This is a genomic window from Acidobacteriota bacterium, from assembly GCA_026393675.1.
Taxonomy (GTDB): domain Bacteria; phylum Acidobacteriota; class Vicinamibacteria; order Vicinamibacterales; family JAKQTR01; genus JBAXOX01.
This window is the reverse complement of the sequence record JAPKZQ010000003.1, coordinates 182292-198202: the sequence shown is the minus strand read 5'-3', so window position 1 is coordinate 198202 and position 15911 is coordinate 182292. Positions and strand designations below refer to the sequence as shown.

13 protein-coding genes are annotated in these 15911 nt (G+C 65.3%); 2 read left to right on the top strand and 11 right to left on the bottom strand.

What is annotated here, in order from left to right:
* Nucleotides 1–6: 6 nt before the first annotated feature.
* Entirely contained in the window at nucleotides 7–1179 is a 1173-nt protein-coding gene (locus NT151_01325; protein MCX6537565.1) for a radical SAM protein, read from the bottom strand.
* Between the two features lie 93 nt (nucleotides 1180–1272).
* Nucleotides 1273–2007: a methyltransferase domain-containing protein gene (locus tag NT151_01320; GenBank protein MCX6537564.1), complete on the bottom strand. Its 735-nt coding sequence runs from the start codon at nucleotides 2005–2007 to the stop codon at nucleotides 1273–1275.
* Between NT151_01320 and NT151_01315 the strand changes: the two genes are divergently transcribed.
* Together NT151_01315 and NT151_01310 are read left to right on the top strand one after the other, a co-directional pair.
* Nucleotides 2006–3001 carry a class I SAM-dependent methyltransferase gene (locus NT151_01315; protein ID MCX6537563.1) on the top strand — a complete coding sequence of 332 codons (996 nt, stop codon included), beginning with the start codon at nucleotides 2006–2008 and terminating at the stop codon, nucleotides 2999–3001. The genes NT151_01320 and NT151_01315 overlap by 2 nt on opposite strands.
* Nucleotides 3002–3014: 13 nt before the next feature.
* On the top strand, nucleotides 3015–4610 hold the full coding sequence (locus NT151_01310; protein ID MCX6537562.1) for an oligosaccharide flippase family protein: 1596 nt from the start codon (nucleotides 3015–3017) through the stop codon (nucleotides 4608–4610).
* A gap of 164 nt (nucleotides 4611–4774) precedes the next feature.
* Here NT151_01310 and NT151_01305 read toward each other — a convergent pair whose 3' ends face one another.
* From NT151_01305 to NT151_01265, 9 genes are all read right to left on the bottom strand, one after another.
* Nucleotides 4775–7408 (bottom strand): hypothetical protein, encoded by a 2634-nt coding sequence (locus NT151_01305; protein MCX6537561.1) that lies wholly within the window; start codon nucleotides 7406–7408, stop codon nucleotides 4775–4777.
* A 277-nt stretch (nucleotides 7409–7685) separates the two neighbouring features.
* Complete coding sequence (locus NT151_01300; protein ID MCX6537560.1) at nucleotides 7686–8453, bottom strand: hypothetical protein; 768 nt, start codon at nucleotides 8451–8453, stop codon at nucleotides 7686–7688.
* A 69-nt stretch (nucleotides 8454–8522) separates the two neighbouring features.
* Nucleotides 8523–9497, bottom strand: coding sequence for a GDP-mannose 4,6-dehydratase (locus NT151_01295; GenBank protein MCX6537559.1), 975 nt, complete (start codon nucleotides 9495–9497; stop codon nucleotides 8523–8525).
* Nucleotides 9498–9657: 160 nt separating this feature from the next.
* A complete protein-coding gene (locus NT151_01290; GenBank protein MCX6537558.1) occupies nucleotides 9658–10422 on the bottom strand; it encodes an NTP transferase domain-containing protein in 765 nt (254 codons plus the stop codon).
* Nucleotides 10419–11105 carry a glycosyltransferase gene (locus NT151_01285; GenBank protein ID MCX6537557.1) on the bottom strand — a complete coding sequence of 229 codons (687 nt, stop codon included), beginning with the start codon at nucleotides 11103–11105 and terminating at the stop codon, nucleotides 10419–10421. Before NT151_01285 ends, NT151_01290 begins: the two co-directional genes overlap by 4 nt.
* Nucleotides 11102–12097: an SAF domain-containing protein gene (locus NT151_01280; GenBank protein MCX6537556.1), complete on the bottom strand. Its 996-nt coding sequence runs from the start codon at nucleotides 12095–12097 to the stop codon at nucleotides 11102–11104. Before NT151_01280 ends, NT151_01285 begins: the two co-directional genes overlap by 4 nt.
* A complete protein-coding gene (gene aroF / locus NT151_01275; protein MCX6537555.1) occupies nucleotides 12094–12957 on the bottom strand; it encodes a 3-deoxy-7-phosphoheptulonate synthase in 864 nt (287 codons plus the stop codon). The genes NT151_01280 and aroF overlap by 4 nt, the downstream gene beginning before the upstream one ends.
* Before the next feature lie 14 nt (nucleotides 12958–12971).
* Nucleotides 12972–13682, bottom strand: coding sequence for an acylneuraminate cytidylyltransferase family protein (locus tag NT151_01270; GenBank protein MCX6537554.1), 711 nt, complete (start codon nucleotides 13680–13682; stop codon nucleotides 12972–12974).
* A 27-nt stretch (nucleotides 13683–13709) separates the two neighbouring features.
* Complete coding sequence (locus tag NT151_01265; protein ID MCX6537553.1) at nucleotides 13710–15899, bottom strand: Gfo/Idh/MocA family oxidoreductase; 2190 nt, start codon at nucleotides 15897–15899, stop codon at nucleotides 13710–13712.
* Nucleotides 15900–15911 lie beyond the last annotated feature (12 nt).

Here is a 15911-nt window from a genome sequence, read left to right as displayed (position 1 = left end):
TGGGGCTCATGTTACCGGCCGCGTGAGCTCGACTTTGCAGCAGCGGCGACACACGGGGAACAGCTTGTGGTCGAGCAGCGTCTTCCGGAGCTGGACGTACGTGTCAGAGTTCCAGGCCTCCGCCAAGGTCTGGGTGGTGAGGTCTCCGACCTCGACGCGAATGAACGGACAGAAGTACACCTTCCCGCTGAATCCCACGCGCGCATGCCGGAACGGGTACAGGCACCGGCCATCGAGGGGTGAGCCGGCGGTGTAGTACGCGTCGGTGGTCTCAGGCCACACCTTCGGTCTGACGTCGAACTTGATCCCGCGCTGGCGGCATTTCTCCTGGAGCGCCCGGACCTTGGTCCTGACCTGCTCCGGCGTCACGCCCGGGTCTGGCGTCACGAAGGTGGCGATCACGCCGGGATTGGTGCTGCCGATGAGTCGCAGCGTCTCATTGACCTCGCCTGGTGTGCTGTACATCAGGTGATTGAGACCGATCGCGTCGACGCCCAGACTCTCGGCGACGTCGACCATCTGATCCAGTGCGTCGATACTCTCGGCAGCGACCGTCGTGTTGATACTCACACGAAGCGGCGCGCCGGTTCGCTTTGCGGCGTCCTGCATTCGCTTCAGACCCTGCGCCGTCCGTTCGAAGGTCCCCTTGGCCCCGCGGGCCTCGTCATGCACCTCGGGCGGCCCGTCGATCGACACGCTGATGTGTTTGAGGAACCCTCTGGTGGCCAGGTGAGCCAGCGCCTCCGCGCGTTCTTCGGTGATCGCCGTGCCGTTGGTCGTCAGGTAGCCGCAGACGTAGCCCTTGTCGCGGAACAACTCGAGTGTGTTGATGATGTCCTTGCGGACGAAGATCTCACCGCCGGTCAGACTGATCTGGAGGCCGTCCCGGTCCGGAAAGGCCCGTTTGAGCATCTCGAGGGGAAGTTCCTGCCGCCACTCGCCCTCGATGTTCAGTAAGCTCCCGACGTAACAGAATGCGCAGTGCAAATTGCACCGCATCGTGGATTCGTACACGACACCCGCGGGCAGCCGATCGGCCCGACCGTTGCCCCGCGCCATGATGCGGCGTGCATCGGCCGCGAGCCGCCAGGTGCGGTACCGCGCCCACCAGCGGCTGGCCAGCGGTGAGGCACGCAACATTCTGGCGATCGGATCGAGCAGGACGCGGAGCTTCGGCATATCCGTCATTCTACCCTTCGACTCAGTCACGCGGCGAACCGCACGGCCTTGTCGCATCCGTGATCCAGATCCCAGGCGTTCCGCCTCCGTTCGCTACCCACGTGAGCTCAAGGCCGAATGTGGCTTGCGGACGCGGACGAGATTCAGGAAGCACCAGCCGGGGATTGGCAGCGAGCGCGACAGCAGCGTGTGCAACCACTGGAGTGTGGTCGGGTGCCGGCGAATAAGTGAGGTGAGGACCGGCACCGTCGGAAAAATCCCTCGCCTCGAGACGATCTCGAAGCCGGCGGCCGTCGCCAATTGGACGAACTCGCGGACCGGCCGATCGCCCGGGTGTTTGCTGACGGCCGCGGTACGGATCAACTGTCCCTTCAAGAGGAAGTGCACGCGCGACTGCAGATGGGCCAGATTGGGAACCGACAGCAGCAGCTCGCCACCCGGTGTGAGCACGCGAAACAGTTCCTGGAGCGCGGAGAACTGGTCCTTCAGCGCGAGATGCTCGAGCACATCGAGGCACAACGCCCGGTCGAACCGCTCGCCGTCGAACGGGAGCGCTGTGAGTGATCCTGATCGCACCAGCGGCGACGTGTAGTGGAGGTCGACGCCCTCAATCCGCAGCCGACCCGCGTACTCTTGAACCAGCACGCCCTCCCCGCAACCCGCGTCGAGTACGCGCGTCGACGCCGGCAGCCCGTCGAGGTACCGACGGACCTCGCGCATCTTCGCGAGATAGGTCGGCCGATACTCCCACGACTCGTCGAGTTCGCGATGGTAGTCGCCCCGCTGCGTGTACTCGCCGCCGCGAACCGTCGATTCCGGTGTGGTCATGCGCGTCTATTGTAGCGTGGCCGCACACTATAATGAGGGCGTGCCGCCCATCGTGCCGGAATCCGATCCGCCCCAGTACCGCATCGTTCGCGCCGCCTCCGATGAAGGAGTTGAGTTTCTCCGAGAGCTCGATTGCCTGGTGGACTTCTACGTCCATGTGATGGGCGGCCGCGTGCGAGACGACGGCCCAGGGGTGCGGCTGAAGTGGTCGCGCGATTGGGAGTATCCGTGGGTGCTCACGCGGGCCCGGTTGGCGCCAGGGGGCCGGGCGCTCGACTGTGGGGCTGGCAATTCTCCCGTGCCGTTTGTGATGGCGTCGCGAGGCGCCTCGGTGGTCGCTCTCGATCGCGATGCCATCGTGGCATCCAGGCCCCGCTATGCCGCGATGGTGTTGCGTGACTGGGCTCGGGGCATGGTTGGGCTGCCTTTGCTCGTGGCGAACGGTGCATCATCCCACGAGAGCGATATGCCCGGTTCAGGAACGGCGTTCGCACGGCCCACGTCGCCTCGGCCGTTGCCGGTTCGCGCGTGGCGGTTTTTGAGGTTCAACCTGGTGCGCCGCCATCGGGTGGCCTTCTCTCGCATCTGGAAGCCGGATTTCTGGGGCCCGGTGTCGCCGCGGCTGCTCGATCGGTTTCATATCGAGTACATGCACGCGGACCTCACGCGTCTGCCGTTTCCTGATGCGAGCTTCGACCTGGTGAGCTGTATCAGTGTGCTGGAGCACATGCCACCCGACACGCGAACGCGCGGCGTTCAGGAAATGGCGCGTGTGCTCAAACCTGGCGGACAGCTGCTGCTGACCTACGACCTCCAGGAGCGGGATCTGACACGGGAACTGGTGGCCGCGAGCGCGTTGGATCCGATTGAACTCGCCTGTCTCAAAGGCGTCACCACCCACACCGGCCGCCGGCGTCCGGACGCTATCGGCCTCCACCTCGGCAAACCTGCCGGCCCGGCCACCGCCCTGGCCGGTACGGGCCGTCCGGCCTGAGCGCACGAGAGCCGTGTTCCAGAGGATTCAGCAGCTTGTTCGCCACCTCGTCATCTACGGCGTCGGCGACGCCGCGACTTCGCTCATCAGCCTCCTGCTGCTGCCGCTCTTCACGCACTACCTGAAGCCAGACGACTACGGCATCATCACGCTGCTACTCACCGTCGAGGCCGTGACGCGCATCCTGTTCCGCTGGGGCACCGACAGCGCATTCATGCGGCTGTACTACGACTGCAAGAACGAGCGGGACCAGCAGCGGCTCACCAGCACCATCGTCTGGTTCCTGCTGGGCGTGGACCTCGCGCTCCTACTCGTGGGATTTGCCTGCGCGCCGTTCATCGGGCGCTACTTCTTCGAAAGTGCCGCGCACGACGGTCTGATACGTCTGGTGATCTTCAACACGTTCCTCGGTACGTTCCTGTTCATTCCGAATTGCCTGCTCCGGATTCGCGAACAGTCGACGCTGTTTGCCGCCCTGACCTTCGTCAAGTCGTTTTCGACCATCGTCGTGCGCCTGGTGCTCGTCATCCCGATGAGGATGGGTGTTGATGGCGTCGTGCTGTCCGACACGGTCGTGACGGTGGCGCTGGTCATCATCATGGCGAGATGGGTGCTGCCCCTGCTGCGGCCGGTGTTTTCGGTGACGCTCCTGCGCGAAGCCCTGCACTTCGGCCTGCCCAGGTTGCCCCATGCGATGGCTCACCAGGCCATCGCGGTGAGCGACCGGTGGCTGATGGCGATGTTCCTGACTCCGAGCGACATCGGCTTGTATGGGGTCGGCAGCAGTTTCGGGCAGGCGCTGAAGCTGTTTCTCAACGGGTTCGAGTTCGCGTGGGCGCCATTCTATTTTGGGTCTATGCATCGGCCCGACGCCAAGACGATCTACGCGAGGTTGACCACCTACGTGTTCGGGGCCGTCGTACTGTTGGCGGCGGGGCTCTCCGCCATCGCAACCGACCTCGTGCGGTTGATGACCGCTCCGGAGTTCAGCAGGGCCAGCATCGTGATTCCGGCCACGGCGATCGGCGTGGTCGCGCAGGCCGCCTACCAGGTGACCGCCATCGGGTTGAACATCACCAAGCAGGCGAAATACTTCCCGATTGCCACCGCGTTTGCGGCCGTGGTGAGTATTGTCGGCAATCTCATCCTGATACCCAGGTTTGGGTTGCTCGGCGCGGCCTACATGAATGCGATTGCCTACACCGCTCTGACGCTCGCCGCTGGGTGGTTTGCCTATCGCGTCTATCCGGTGCAGTACGAATGGCGGCGGCTCGGCTTTATTGCAGGCGCGGGTCTGGTGTCGTATCTCGCGGCCACGCTGGCCGTGCCCGTGCTCAAGAGCGCGATCGTCGGTCTGCTCGTGCGCGGCACGCTCGTAGTGGCGATCTATCCGTTGATTCTGATTGCCACCGGATGCATCGAGCCGTCGGAGCGGGAACGCCTCGTCGGGTTGTTCCGCTCCATGCGGAAAGCGAAACCAGAACCCGTGATGGCCGAAGAGACCAACGAAATGGGCGGCGAGATCCTGTCTGGATCCGTTGAGTACACCGGATCGGCCAACGACACCGCTGGGACAGCGGACTCCACGACCAGGACGCCTAGACCCTGAGCTCACTCGGGTGGCGGACTGCGGCGGAACATTGGGCCCTTTGTCTTGCGGCTGCGAGCATGCCGGGTAGTGCGCAACTCAACTGAGTTGAAGGGCAAATGACAACCGGCGGCCCGCAGGCCGCCGGTTGTATCAATCCAGAAGTGGCGACAGATCGGTCGCCGCTATTTCGACCCGAACATCACCCAGATCGAGGTGTAGTTGGGCCGGTAGGCGATCAGGACCCTGCCCGCGCCATCGGCGACGATGGTCGGCATCGGTGAGGCGTTTTCCGCTGACTGCTGGTTCACCGACGACTGATAGACCTTTCCATTGGGGTCGGTGACCATCCTGTAGACCGGCAGCGCGTTCCCATTATCCTGGCCGCGCGCCCCAATCACAAACGCGTTGTTGACGGGTTCGTAGGCAAGGCCAAGTTCGGTAAACTGATCGTCGCCGACCGCGCCATTGCAGCGATTGGTCGATTGAAGGGCATACGACCCGGATTCCATCGGCGTACCGTTGAGGTTGAAATTGCGCGCCATGACGTTCCCACCGCTCGGGCTGTCGGGATCGCAGCCCGGGTAGGCGTAGTCCGTATAGATCGCGAGGTACTTCTGTGTCTGCGAGTTGTAGGCGACCCTGGTGTACCGGTAGAACGAGGTGCTCGGGCCAACAATGTTGCCGGTGTTCATCAGTGGCGATCCGCCTTCGTTGACCTGCGTATAGGAAATGCCGCCGTTCGGGGCCATGGCCGAGTTGGTCGAATCCCGCCAGCCGATCACCAACAGGTTGTTGTCCGCGCCCTGCGCGATCTTGGCCGTGGCCATGTCGATAAAATCATTTTTGTCGGTCACCTGGTAGATCTGCGCCAGGCCTCCGTCCCTCGTGATGGCCATGGACCAGATCACCTTCGTCCCCCGGGGCGGTCCGTTCTTGCTCCACATCACCATAAACTGCTGGGCATGGGGCATCCACGCGACGGCCGTGGCCTCGTGAGACGTGCCGTTATCAATCGTCACTGGAGCGGCGAGCTGCGGCACGCCGTTGTACTCAACCAGGTGGAAGATGACGCTGTAAGGACTCGGAGTGGCGGATGGATTGTTCCTGGCGTAGGTCACCATGAAGCGGCCATCACCGGTCGCGGCGACCGCGGGCTCCCACCCCGAGTACGCCCACATGCAGTTGCTGCCGATCGAGACGAGAAACGGGCTCCCGAGCGGATCGGCGTTCGAGTCGAGGAACTGGCCCCAGACCGCATCAGCGCCGCCGCACGCGTTCGTGCTCGCTCTCCACGCAAGCAGGTAACGCTTTGTTGCCGCGTCATACGCCATTCCCATGCCGAAGATTGAGACGCGTCCAATATTGACGACCTGTTTCGGAGCGCTCCACGTCTGGATCGGACCGGCGCCTGGAACTCCGCTCGGGCCGCCCGAGCCGCCACCACCCCCACCTGAACTTGGTGAGCAGCTAGCCGCCGCTCCGGCGCGAATCAGGAGGCCGCCTGGCCCCGCGATGTAGATGAAGCAATCGGGGAGTTGTACCTTGCCATTCACGATGGTGTAGGTGGCCCCGCTGTAGGTCAGGATGTTGCCGTTGATCTGGCCAGTAGCTGGCCCCCCGGAGCCCGGGCCGAGAAACATGCCGCCGGACGAAATGACTTGAATAGTCACCGTGGCCGTTGATGTGGCATACGTGACCGTGTCGGTTGGCGTGAAGGTCACCGACAGCGTCGTCGTGCCCGCCTGGAGGACCGTGCCCGCCGGAGGGTTGTACACAAACGTCCCCGCGGTCGGAGCTGTCGCGTTCAGCTGCGTTGCGCTAAGAGCCGTCCCAGGCGCCACCGACGCCGGAGTTAGCCACGTGATGTCTAGCGTGACCTTCCCGGGCGTGCAGGGCGATGCCACGCCATACCGGATGAGCGCCCCATTCGAGGTGGCGATGTACACGGTGCAATCGGGAAACGTGACTTTTCCATTCACGATCGTGAAGCGCCCGCCGTTGTAGGTCAGGATGTTGCCGCTAACCTCGCCGGAGGATGGACCGCCAGAGGCTGGCCCGGCGAATCCGCCGCCGCCACTCCCGCCGCCGCTAGCCGTCACCACGATGGTGACGGTCGCGGTCGCCGTCGCGTAATTGGTCGTATCGGTCGGCGTAAATGTCGTCGACAAGGTCTGCGTCCCGGCCGTGAGCACCGTGCCCGCCGCCGGGCTATAGGCAAACGTCCCCTGCACGTTCGCCGTAGCATTCAACTGCGTCCCGCCGAGCACCGTCCCAGCCACCACCGAGGCAGGCGTCGCCCACGTGATCGTCGGCGTTGTGCGGACGACAGCAGGCGCGCACCCCGGCGCCGTCCCAGCCGGAATCAGCAATCCGCTATCCATCGCGATGTAGAGGGTGCAGTCCGGGAACGTGACCTTGCCATTCACTCGCGTGTACGTGGCACTGTTGTAGGTGAGGAGGTTGCCGCTCACCGAGCCGGTTGCGGGTCCACCCGTGCCCGGGCCGACAAATCCACCGCCGCCCCCGCTCCCGCCACCAGGCGTGCATCCGGCTGCCATGCCCCCAGGAATCAGCATCCCGCTCCTGAGCGCGATATACATCGTGCAGTCAGGGAACGTCACCCTGCCGTTCACCAGCGGATACGTCGTGCCGTTGTACGTGAGTTGCGTCTCGCCCGCGTTCACCGTTCCGGTCGCCGGGCCGCCCGATGACGGTCCAACGAATCCGCCCTGGCCGAAGGCGATATGCGGAACCGCCAGAAGCAGCGAAACCACCAGCGCTGTCTGGACGAGTCCTGGCATTCTGTAGCTGCTCATGCTTCTTCATTCCTTGACTGAAGATCTGGCGCTGACAACACTGATCTGCCTAGGCTATCGGTTGAACGGATTCCTCGCGATAGATTTCACCTTGCGAGTCGCAAGGACGCCCTATCCCGACAAGCGTAAGCAAGAATCGCTCCACTTCCAATTGCAGATCTGCTCAGGTTCTGGCGCGAGCCTATTCGTATGTGGAGACAATCGTGGCGGATTAGCGACAAGAAGTCTGTCTCAAATGCACCGCGTGAGGAAATGGGGTCAGACCCCATTTCCGAGCCTAACCGACCCCGGGTGGTCGTCCCGGCGGCTTCTGGCCGGGCTGAGTCGGCATCCCGGGCGACTGGGGCGCCGGAACAACGGCACCAGGAACCACAATCCCGGCGCCGGGGAATGATGCCGGCGTCCGAGCCGGCTGCGTGGAACGCATCGCTGGATCATACCCAGTCGCCGTATCGAATTGCGGCCGCGGAATGCCAGCAGGTGACATCATTCCCGGCTGTCGCATGCCCCCCGCAGGCATCTGCCCCCGGCTCGCTCCGCCATCGTCCGAGTCGTCGGGCGGAGGTGGAATAAACGCCGGAGGAAACATGCCAGGGTCACCCATCATCAACTGAGGCATGCCCGTCTGCGACGACGGCTGTGGTGTCGTTCTGGCGACAGGTCCGGCCTGCGCCAGCATCGCGGGGGCAGGGACCGGGTTGATGATGATGCAGCGATAGGTGGACCCGTCGCGAGGCGGAACCGGATGCCTGGCAGCGATGTAGCCGGTGACCGAACGCAGAATCGTCGCCAGCGCGGCCGATTCGGGTTCGTTCGTCAACTCGAGCGACTTCACCACACCCTGGACTCGCTCTCTCGCGACGATCCTGGTCCGTCCTTCGCGTTCCCACACCGCGAGGATGTCGCTGAGCTGTGCATCGCGCGCGACCAGCGTCACCCGGCCGTCGCGAATGGAAAAGAATATCTCTCCCGCCCGCGCCGGAGACACGCCTGCGACAACGAGCAAGACGACCAGTCCGCACGTCAGGACGCGTGTCCATGCCATATCTTGTCAACCTCTGTTCAAGCAGTATAGCGCCGCGCGTCACCCGGCGCCAGCCGCTACGCGGAGCCGCTACACGAAGGACGGGCGCTGCCGCGTGTAATCGACGACCTCTTCGATGATGCGGTCAAGCTGAACCGTTGGCTCGTAGCCTATTAACTTCCGGATCTTGCTCAGGTCGGGGATGCGTCTGGCCATGTCCTCAAACCCGGTCTCGTAGACCTCGTCGTATGGCAGGGTGACAATCTCGGAGGCGCTGTGGGTCATGGCCTTGATGCGCTCGGCAAGCGCGCGAATCGAGATCTCCTGATCGTTACCGACGTTGAAGACCTCACCGACGGCGCGCGGTTCCTGCGCCAGCCGGATCAGCGCGCCGACCACATCGCCGACGTACCCGAAGCAGCGGCTCTGCGTGCCGTCGCCGTAGACGGTGATGGGCTGACCGGCGAGCGCCTGCCCGACGAAGGTGGGAAGCACCATGCCGTAGCGGCCGGTTTGGCGCGGGCCAACCGTGTTGAAGAGCCGGACAATGACGACAGGCAGCCGACGCTCTTTCCAGTACGCCAAAGCCAGGAACTCGTCGATGGCCTTGCTGCACGCGTAGGCCCACCGGTGCTTGGCGGTGGCACCCAGCTGAAGATCGCCGCTCTCGCGAAACGGCACATCAGTGCTCTTGCCATACACCTCGGAGGTCGATGCGACCAGTACGAGCTTCTTCTTCTTGTTGGCGTGCTGCAACACGACCTCGGTGCCGTGCACATTCGTCTCGATCGTGCGGACCGGCTCTTCGACGATAAGCCGGACGCCGACGGCCGCGGCCAGGTGAAACACGATGTCGCACCCGTCCACCAGTTCCGCCAGCACCGGTTCGTGCTCGATCGTGTCGATCGTGTAACTGAACGCGGGGTGGCTTTTCAGATGCGCGATGTTCTCGATGGCGCCTGTCGACAGGTTGTCGATGATGGACACGTGGTGCCCGTCCCGCAACAGCGCTTCCGACAGATGCGATCCGATGAATCCCGCACCACCCGTAATCAATGCGCGCATGTGTGTTCTCCGCGACCAGACGTCTTCTATGGATCCCATCTTACAGAATGAAGCAAGTTTCTCGTCACCCCGGCGGAAGCCGGGGTCCAGTCCTGGATTCCGGCGTTCGCCGGAATGACGGGCTGGACGTGCCTGTTCCTGCGCGGAGTGCCGGGCACTGCTAACGGTTCTGGCCGGCCGACCTGGAATCAGGAAAGCCGACAAGAGGTCCGCCGCTGAGGGCGGGCTGTTCCCGCGCGGCCTCGAGCAGTTTCTCGGCCACGATCAGGCCGAACGGATCCTGCGTGTCAATCAGACCAAACCACGAGTGCACGGGGACAATGCCGACGTTGCGACCGGGGCCTCGTCCGGCGGTGACCACGCCGTGCCGGCTCGCGCAGGCCAGGCCCGCGACTTCGCGAAACAGCGGCGGCCGCCTCTGACGAGACGACTCCTGATCGAGCGCGACCGGGTGAATCTCTCCGTCCGGCGTCTGCATCCAGAACGCATGGCGCTCTTCGTGCGCGGTCAACACGCTGTCGAAGTCGCTCGACGTGAGCGCGTCGATCACCCGATCGACCAGGCCGCGCGGCCGGACCGGATGGCTGGCCTCGAGCAGGACCACCATGTCGAACCGGTCGCCCTGTTGGTCCTGGAGCCAGTTGATACAGTGCTGGAGCACCTGCCAGATGCCGACGCCCGGCCTGGCGAGCTCCGCGGGGCGCATGAAGGGCACGTCGGCGCCCAGCGCCCGCGCCAGTTCGGCTGCGGCGTGGCCATCCGTGCTGACGACGACGCGGGCCAGGCGGGACGCCTCGCGCGCGGCATCGATCGTGTACGCCAGCAACGGGCGTCCGGCCAGCAGGATGGGCTCGCCAGCGGCGAGCACGTCAGCCTCGCGGACAGGAATGATGCCAAGCGTTCGCGTGCCCGGTTCGCTGCTCACAAGGATTCTCCAGTGGTCCGGTTCTGGATGAGCTCGATCACGCGCGCCACGCGCGCGGCGCGGCCCTCGTCGCGTCCCTGATGAATGCCATGGTGGTGGTAGACGCTGGCGTGCGGTTCGTACGCGATCTGCCAGCCCAGATCCTGCACGCTCCGGGCCCAGTCGCGATCCTCGACGCCGGGCAGATCCTCGTTGAACGGCACCTCCGCCCAGACGGCGCGCCGGAGCATCGAGTTCGCATTGTGGAAGAAGTGATCGTGCCGCTGCGTGCGTCGGTCGCGGCCAAACGTCGTCCACAAATCGCGCTTGTCGAACGCGGTGCTGTCGGGCAGGGGCTCCTGACGCCCATAGACGCCCGCGATCGACGCCTGGCTGAAGTTCGCGGAGAAGCGCAGCAGCCACCGCTCGTTGGCGGGAATGCAGTGGCCCGACAGGATGGCCACCAGGTCGGCGGGGGTTTCCCGAATGCCCAGGTTAAGCGCGCGCCCGTGGGAGAAGTCGCGGTCCGAGATCGATACCACGCGGCACGGGTAGCGGCTGGCAATCTCCAGGGTTCTGTCGGTCGAGTCGTTGTCCACCACCACGACGTCGGTCTCGACATCCACCTGCCGGCCGATCGCGCCGAGCACCTGCGCGAGCCATGCCTCCTCGTTCTTCGTGCGGATGACAATACCGGCCTTCATAACACCACCCCGAAGGTGAGCGGCTCGTTCGGGCGCAGGTCGTACAGCGCCCTGCGTCCAATCGCGAGGCCCAGGTGCTCGACCGAGAGCCCGACGGCCGGTGCCTTGAACGCAATCATGTCGCGCGTCAGCACCGTGCCCGCGGGGATGGCACACGCCGCGACCAGCCCCGGCCGCAGGTCGTCGACCTGGTCCAGTTCGTCCGGGGAATAGCCCAGCAGCACCCGCCGGCTCGACGCGGCGAGGCCGCGAAGTCTGGCGATGCGAATGGCGACGCGAGCCGCCGCCTCGCTGGCATCGAGATCACCGGTAATGGCGGGGATCTCGACCACCGATCCGCCAACGGCCAAGGCGATAATCGCATGGCTGCGCGTCGGACGGGGTTCCTTCCAGCCAACGCGGTGACCCAGGCCCGAGAGGTGGGCGATTGTCGCGCAGTCACGCATCAGGGCCGAGGCCGGGCTGCCGCGCACGCGATGGAGAAACACCAGTTCGGTGGCGTGCAGGATCGTGCGAGCCGCATCAATCTCCCGCTGCGTGCAGCCCCAGGTGCAGAAATACACCCGCCTGGCGGCGCCTGCCAGCACCTCGAGCAACGGCACGTTGCCGTTCATCGCCTCGTCGACCTGCCAGGTGTCGATGCCAGCCGTAGCCGCTTCCAGGCACGACGCGATGTCGTAGGGCGCCACCACCAGCGGCACACGACCGAGGTGCGACCGGATCTCAGCCAGCAAATCGGCCGACGCGCCCGGTGCCCCATTCGTGACGGCGGCCAACCGCGGATCGATCTTCGAGAGTGCGTGGGTGACCCGCACCGGGCGGGTCGAATAGTGATCGGGATGGCACGCGATGATCTTCACCGCCGTCGCGCCGACGTCGGCCAGGTGCGACAGCAGGCCCCGTGCCGTGACGATGCCATCGTCGCGCCACTCGTCGACCGAGACGAGCACTTCGAACGGCACGCCGCTCATCGCCGTGGACGCGGTACTCATGCGGTGCGCCCCAACACCGGCGCCAGGCCCCGGATCGTCTTCATTAGATCGCCAAACGCCTGATAGCTCAATGCCTGCAGCGGATCGACGGCGGCCTTCTCCGGTTCGCGATGTACATCGAGGATAATGCCATCGGCGCCCACGGCAATCGCGCCGCAGGCAATCGGGGCCACGTAGCGCCGCTTGAACGTCGAATGGCTCGGATCGACGATGACCGGTAAATGGGAGTACTCGCGCACCGCGGGCACCACCTGCAGATCGACGATGAAACGGGAGGTCACTTCGTGCGTGTGGGGCGCGACCACGCCGCGCTCGCAGAGGACGACCTGCGTGTTGCCGTAGTAATACAGGTACTCAGCCGCCCCGAGCCAGTCGCGCAGGCTCGCGCCAAAGTGCCGTTTCAATAGCACGGGCTTCTTCGCTTGCGCCACCTCCTGGAGCAGCGGGAAGTTGGCCATGTTTCGTGCGCCGATCTGGAGCATGTCGGCATACTGCGCGATCTTCTCGACGAGTCGGACATCGATGACCTCGGTGACGACCGGCAGACCCGTTTCATCAGACGCGCGTCTGAGGAACGCCAGACCGGGTTCGCCAATCTCCATCATCAATCCGCGGCGATAGGGGAAGGTGAGCGGCTTGAACGCCCCGCCCCGCAACATGGTCGCCCCGGCGGCCTTGACGGCCCTGGCGATATCCAGCGTCAACTCCTCCGTTTCGACCGCGCAGGGGCCGGCGATGATCACCAACGCGTCGCCGCCGATGACGACGTTGCCGACGCGCACTGTCGTCTTGTGGCCGTCGTGCTGTTTGGCGACCAGCGGGATGTTGTCGCGCAAATCGTTCGGCGAAATGTCTTTCATCGTTCGATCCCCGATTATAGTTTGTGGCCGAGTTTCGGCCATTCGACCAGCACCTGTTCAGCCAGCCACAAGTCGAAGTCGGAATGCAGATCCAGCATCACCCGGTCATCGTCGGTTTCGATGATATCCACCTTCGGACCCACGCGCCGTCCCGCACGGATCAGATCGGCCCTGGTGGCGCACGCCGTCGGCGTCTCTTCGCGCAGGAGCGGCTCCCGATGCTGGCGCGAGCCGTACGGGATGTCGGCCGCCAGGCGGACCCAATCGGATCCGACGCGGCGCCAGAAGTTCTTGTGGGTGCGCAGGCCCACGAACACCGTATCCAGTTCCGGGCGAGCCAGCAGACGGCGCACGGCTTCGTCGAGCCAGGCCCGTTCGCGAAACACCGCCGTGCAGGTGAGAAACACGACGATGTCGGCGTGGTACCCGTCGTGTTCGTCCAGCCACAGTACCGCGTGTTGCAGGGCGGCTTCCGTGGTCGCCGCATCGTCAGCCAGATCGGTTGGACGCAGAAACGGGGCTTCCGCACCAAGCGCGCGCGCCGCGTCCGCGACCTCCGCCGAGTCGGTCGTGATGATCACCCGGTCGATGAGCGTGGAGGCGAGGGCGGGCTCAATCGCGTAGGCCAGCAGGGGTTTCCCGGCCAGCGGCTTCAGGTGCTTGCCGGGCAGGCTCTTCGAACCGCCACGAGCCGGAATGATGGCCACCACGCGTCGGTCGGACACAGGCACAATCACCTCGTCACCAGACACCTACCATACCTCGGTCATGCTTCGGAGGATCGCCTGCCGCGTCTGGTCGGTGGCCAGGCCTCGTTCGTTGAAGTAGGCCTTGAATACGACGTCAAACATCGCGGTCACGGCCTGCTGGAGGTTCATCAGCTTGCCGTTGAGGGCCGGATGTCCCGTCATCCGCGACTGGCGCAGCAGGACGGTCTCGGCGGGGGCGTAGACGATATCAAACACCCGGGCCGAGGAAGGAAGCTCCATCAGCAGGCTGAGTGACGCGCGCGTGTTGCGCTCAATGCCGTCGAGGTTGCTGGCCAGCCAGGCCCGAAGCGTGTCCGCGTCGGTTGCCGCCCTGGCCACGCTCGTCGGGGACACGTCGGCCAGCGGTGAGTACGGTTCGAGCGTCACAGCAAGATGTCCGCCCGCGGTCCGCAGGCCCACCTGGCCGCACGCCGTGCAGTTCACCAGCAGATCGATGCCGGCCATCCGGGTCGGCATCGTCTCGACGGTCGCGGATGTCACGCGCGGATGTCGCGCGCGTGCCAGCGCGGCCACCTCATCGGCATGAGCCGGCGTGCGGCTCATGATGAGGAGCGACCCCTCACCGATCGCGTCCGCGAGGGCGACCGCAACCGCGCGCCCGGCCCCGCCGGCGCCCACCAGCAGGACGCGCATGCCGGCGAGCGACGGGATGAATGGTGCGTCCCCGCCGACGCCGCGGACCAGTGCCGCGACGGCTCCCGCCCCATCCGTGTTGTCGCCAATGAGTCGGCCCTCTGGGTTCCGGAAGATCGTATTGACGGCGCCAATCAGCCTGGCCGCCGGCGTCAGGTCGTCGAGATGCTTCGCGATCTCGACCTTGTAGGGCATGGTCACGCTGCCGCCGACGTACAGCGGCCAGGCGCGCAACGCCCGCACCAGCGGCGCGAGCTTCCCGGCGTCCACATCAAACGAGACGTACGAGGCGTCGACGCCGAGTTGACGGATGGCGTGGTTCCAGATGCTCGGGCTCTTGGCGGTGCGCGATGGCTGCTCGCCGATGATGCCGGCGACGTAGCGATCGGCGCGAGCCAGTTCGTCGATGCGATTCGAGAGGCACGCGGCAATCGCCTGAGCGCCGCCGGTGGCCGAGGTCGACGCATCGATCGTGATGGCCCGCAGACCCAGTTTCCGCGATGCGGGGCTCTGGTCCATCACCACGCGCGCGCCGCGCTCGTGGCTGGCGTAGATCGCGTGCAGCAACTCGATCGATCGGAGGCCTTCGTCGGCCGGGATCTCGATCGGGCCGCCATCCCGGACGGATCGGACCACCCGGTTGTACAGCGTGTCGTGGCCGAACCCGTACGCGTTGGGCACGTATTCGAAGTAATCGGTCTTGACCGTCGCGTCGTAGTCGCGCGTGTCGGCGAATTCCCAGTGCTCGATCCGGTTCATCGCCAGGCCGCCGAGCACGACCACGCCGCCTTCGCCCAACACCGAGAGCGACGCTTCGATGTCGCGTGGCCGCGTGGCGGTGGTGGCCTCAATGATCCCGAGCGCGCCGCTCTTGAACCGCAGCGTCGCCACCGCGAGGTCTTCGCATTCCATCCGCACCAGCCGCGTCGCGCACGAGGCGTCGACGTACTCGATGGGCCCCATGCACCACAGCAGCGCGTCGAGGTGGTGAATGGCCTGCTGGGAGGTCACGCCGCCATCCATCAACCACGTGCCGTGCCAGTTGTCACCGTCGTAGTACGACTGATCGCGGGACCACCGGACGCGCACCGTCCCCAGCACCGGTTTGCCCAGACGCCCGGAGGCGACCTCCGCCCTGGCCCGCGACAGCGCCCGGTTGTAGCGGTTCTGGTGGGCCACCCACAACTGGCAGCCGCGGCCGGCGGCCTCCCGAATCATCGTCTGCGCGTGCTCTGGCCTGAGCGCGACCGGCTTTTCGACGACCACGTGTTTGTCGTGCGCGAGCGCCTCCATGGCGCGCGCATAGTGGTCGCCGCTCGGCGTGGCGATGTCGACCACGTCGATGTCAACCGCCCGGTACATCTCGGCGGCCGAGGCAAACGCCGGGATGCCCAGTTGCGCGCCGTACCGCTGCGCGCGTTCCGGGACGATGTCGCACACCGCGACCAGGCGTGCCCCCGGCACGTGCCGCACCAGCGCATCCACGTGTCGTGTCGACACGCGACCGCACCCCACGAGTCCGAATCTGACGTCGTCCATATCCCTCTGTAG

Excerpts from the sequence above, each read along its gene's own strand:
- NT151_01280 (MCX6537556.1), bottom strand. The coding sequence starts at position 12,097 with ATGAGTACCGCGTCCACGGCGATGAGCGGCGTGCCGTTCGAAGTGCTC.
- NT151_01285 (MCX6537557.1), bottom strand. The coding sequence starts at position 11,105 with ATGAAGGCCGGTATTGTCATCCGCACGAAGAACGAGGAGGCATGGCTC.
- NT151_01325 (MCX6537565.1), bottom strand. The coding sequence starts at position 1,179 with ATGCCGAAGCTCCGCGTCCTGCTCGATCCGATCGCCAGAATGTTGCGT.
- NT151_01315 (MCX6537563.1), top strand. The coding sequence starts at position 2,006 with ATGCGCGTCTATTGTAGCGTGGCCGCACACTATAATGAGGGCGTGCCG.
- NT151_01265 (MCX6537553.1), bottom strand. The coding sequence starts at position 15,899 with ATGGACGACGTCAGATTCGGACTCGTGGGGTGCGGTCGCGTGTCGACA.
- NT151_01295 (MCX6537559.1), bottom strand. The coding sequence starts at position 9,497 with ATGCGCGCATTGATTACGGGTGGTGCGGGATTCATCGGATCGCATCTG.
- NT151_01300 (MCX6537560.1), bottom strand. The coding sequence starts at position 8,453 with ATGGCATGGACACGCGTCCTGACGTGCGGACTGGTCGTCTTGCTCGTT.
- aroF (MCX6537555.1), bottom strand. The coding sequence starts at position 12,957 with ATGAAAGACATTTCGCCGAACGATTTGCGCGACAACATCCCGCTGGTC.
- NT151_01305 (MCX6537561.1), bottom strand. The coding sequence starts at position 7,408 with ATGAGCAGCTACAGAATGCCAGGACTCGTCCAGACAGCGCTGGTGGTT.
- NT151_01320 (MCX6537564.1), bottom strand. The coding sequence starts at position 2,007 with ATGACCACACCGGAATCGACGGTTCGCGGCGGCGAGTACACGCAGCGG.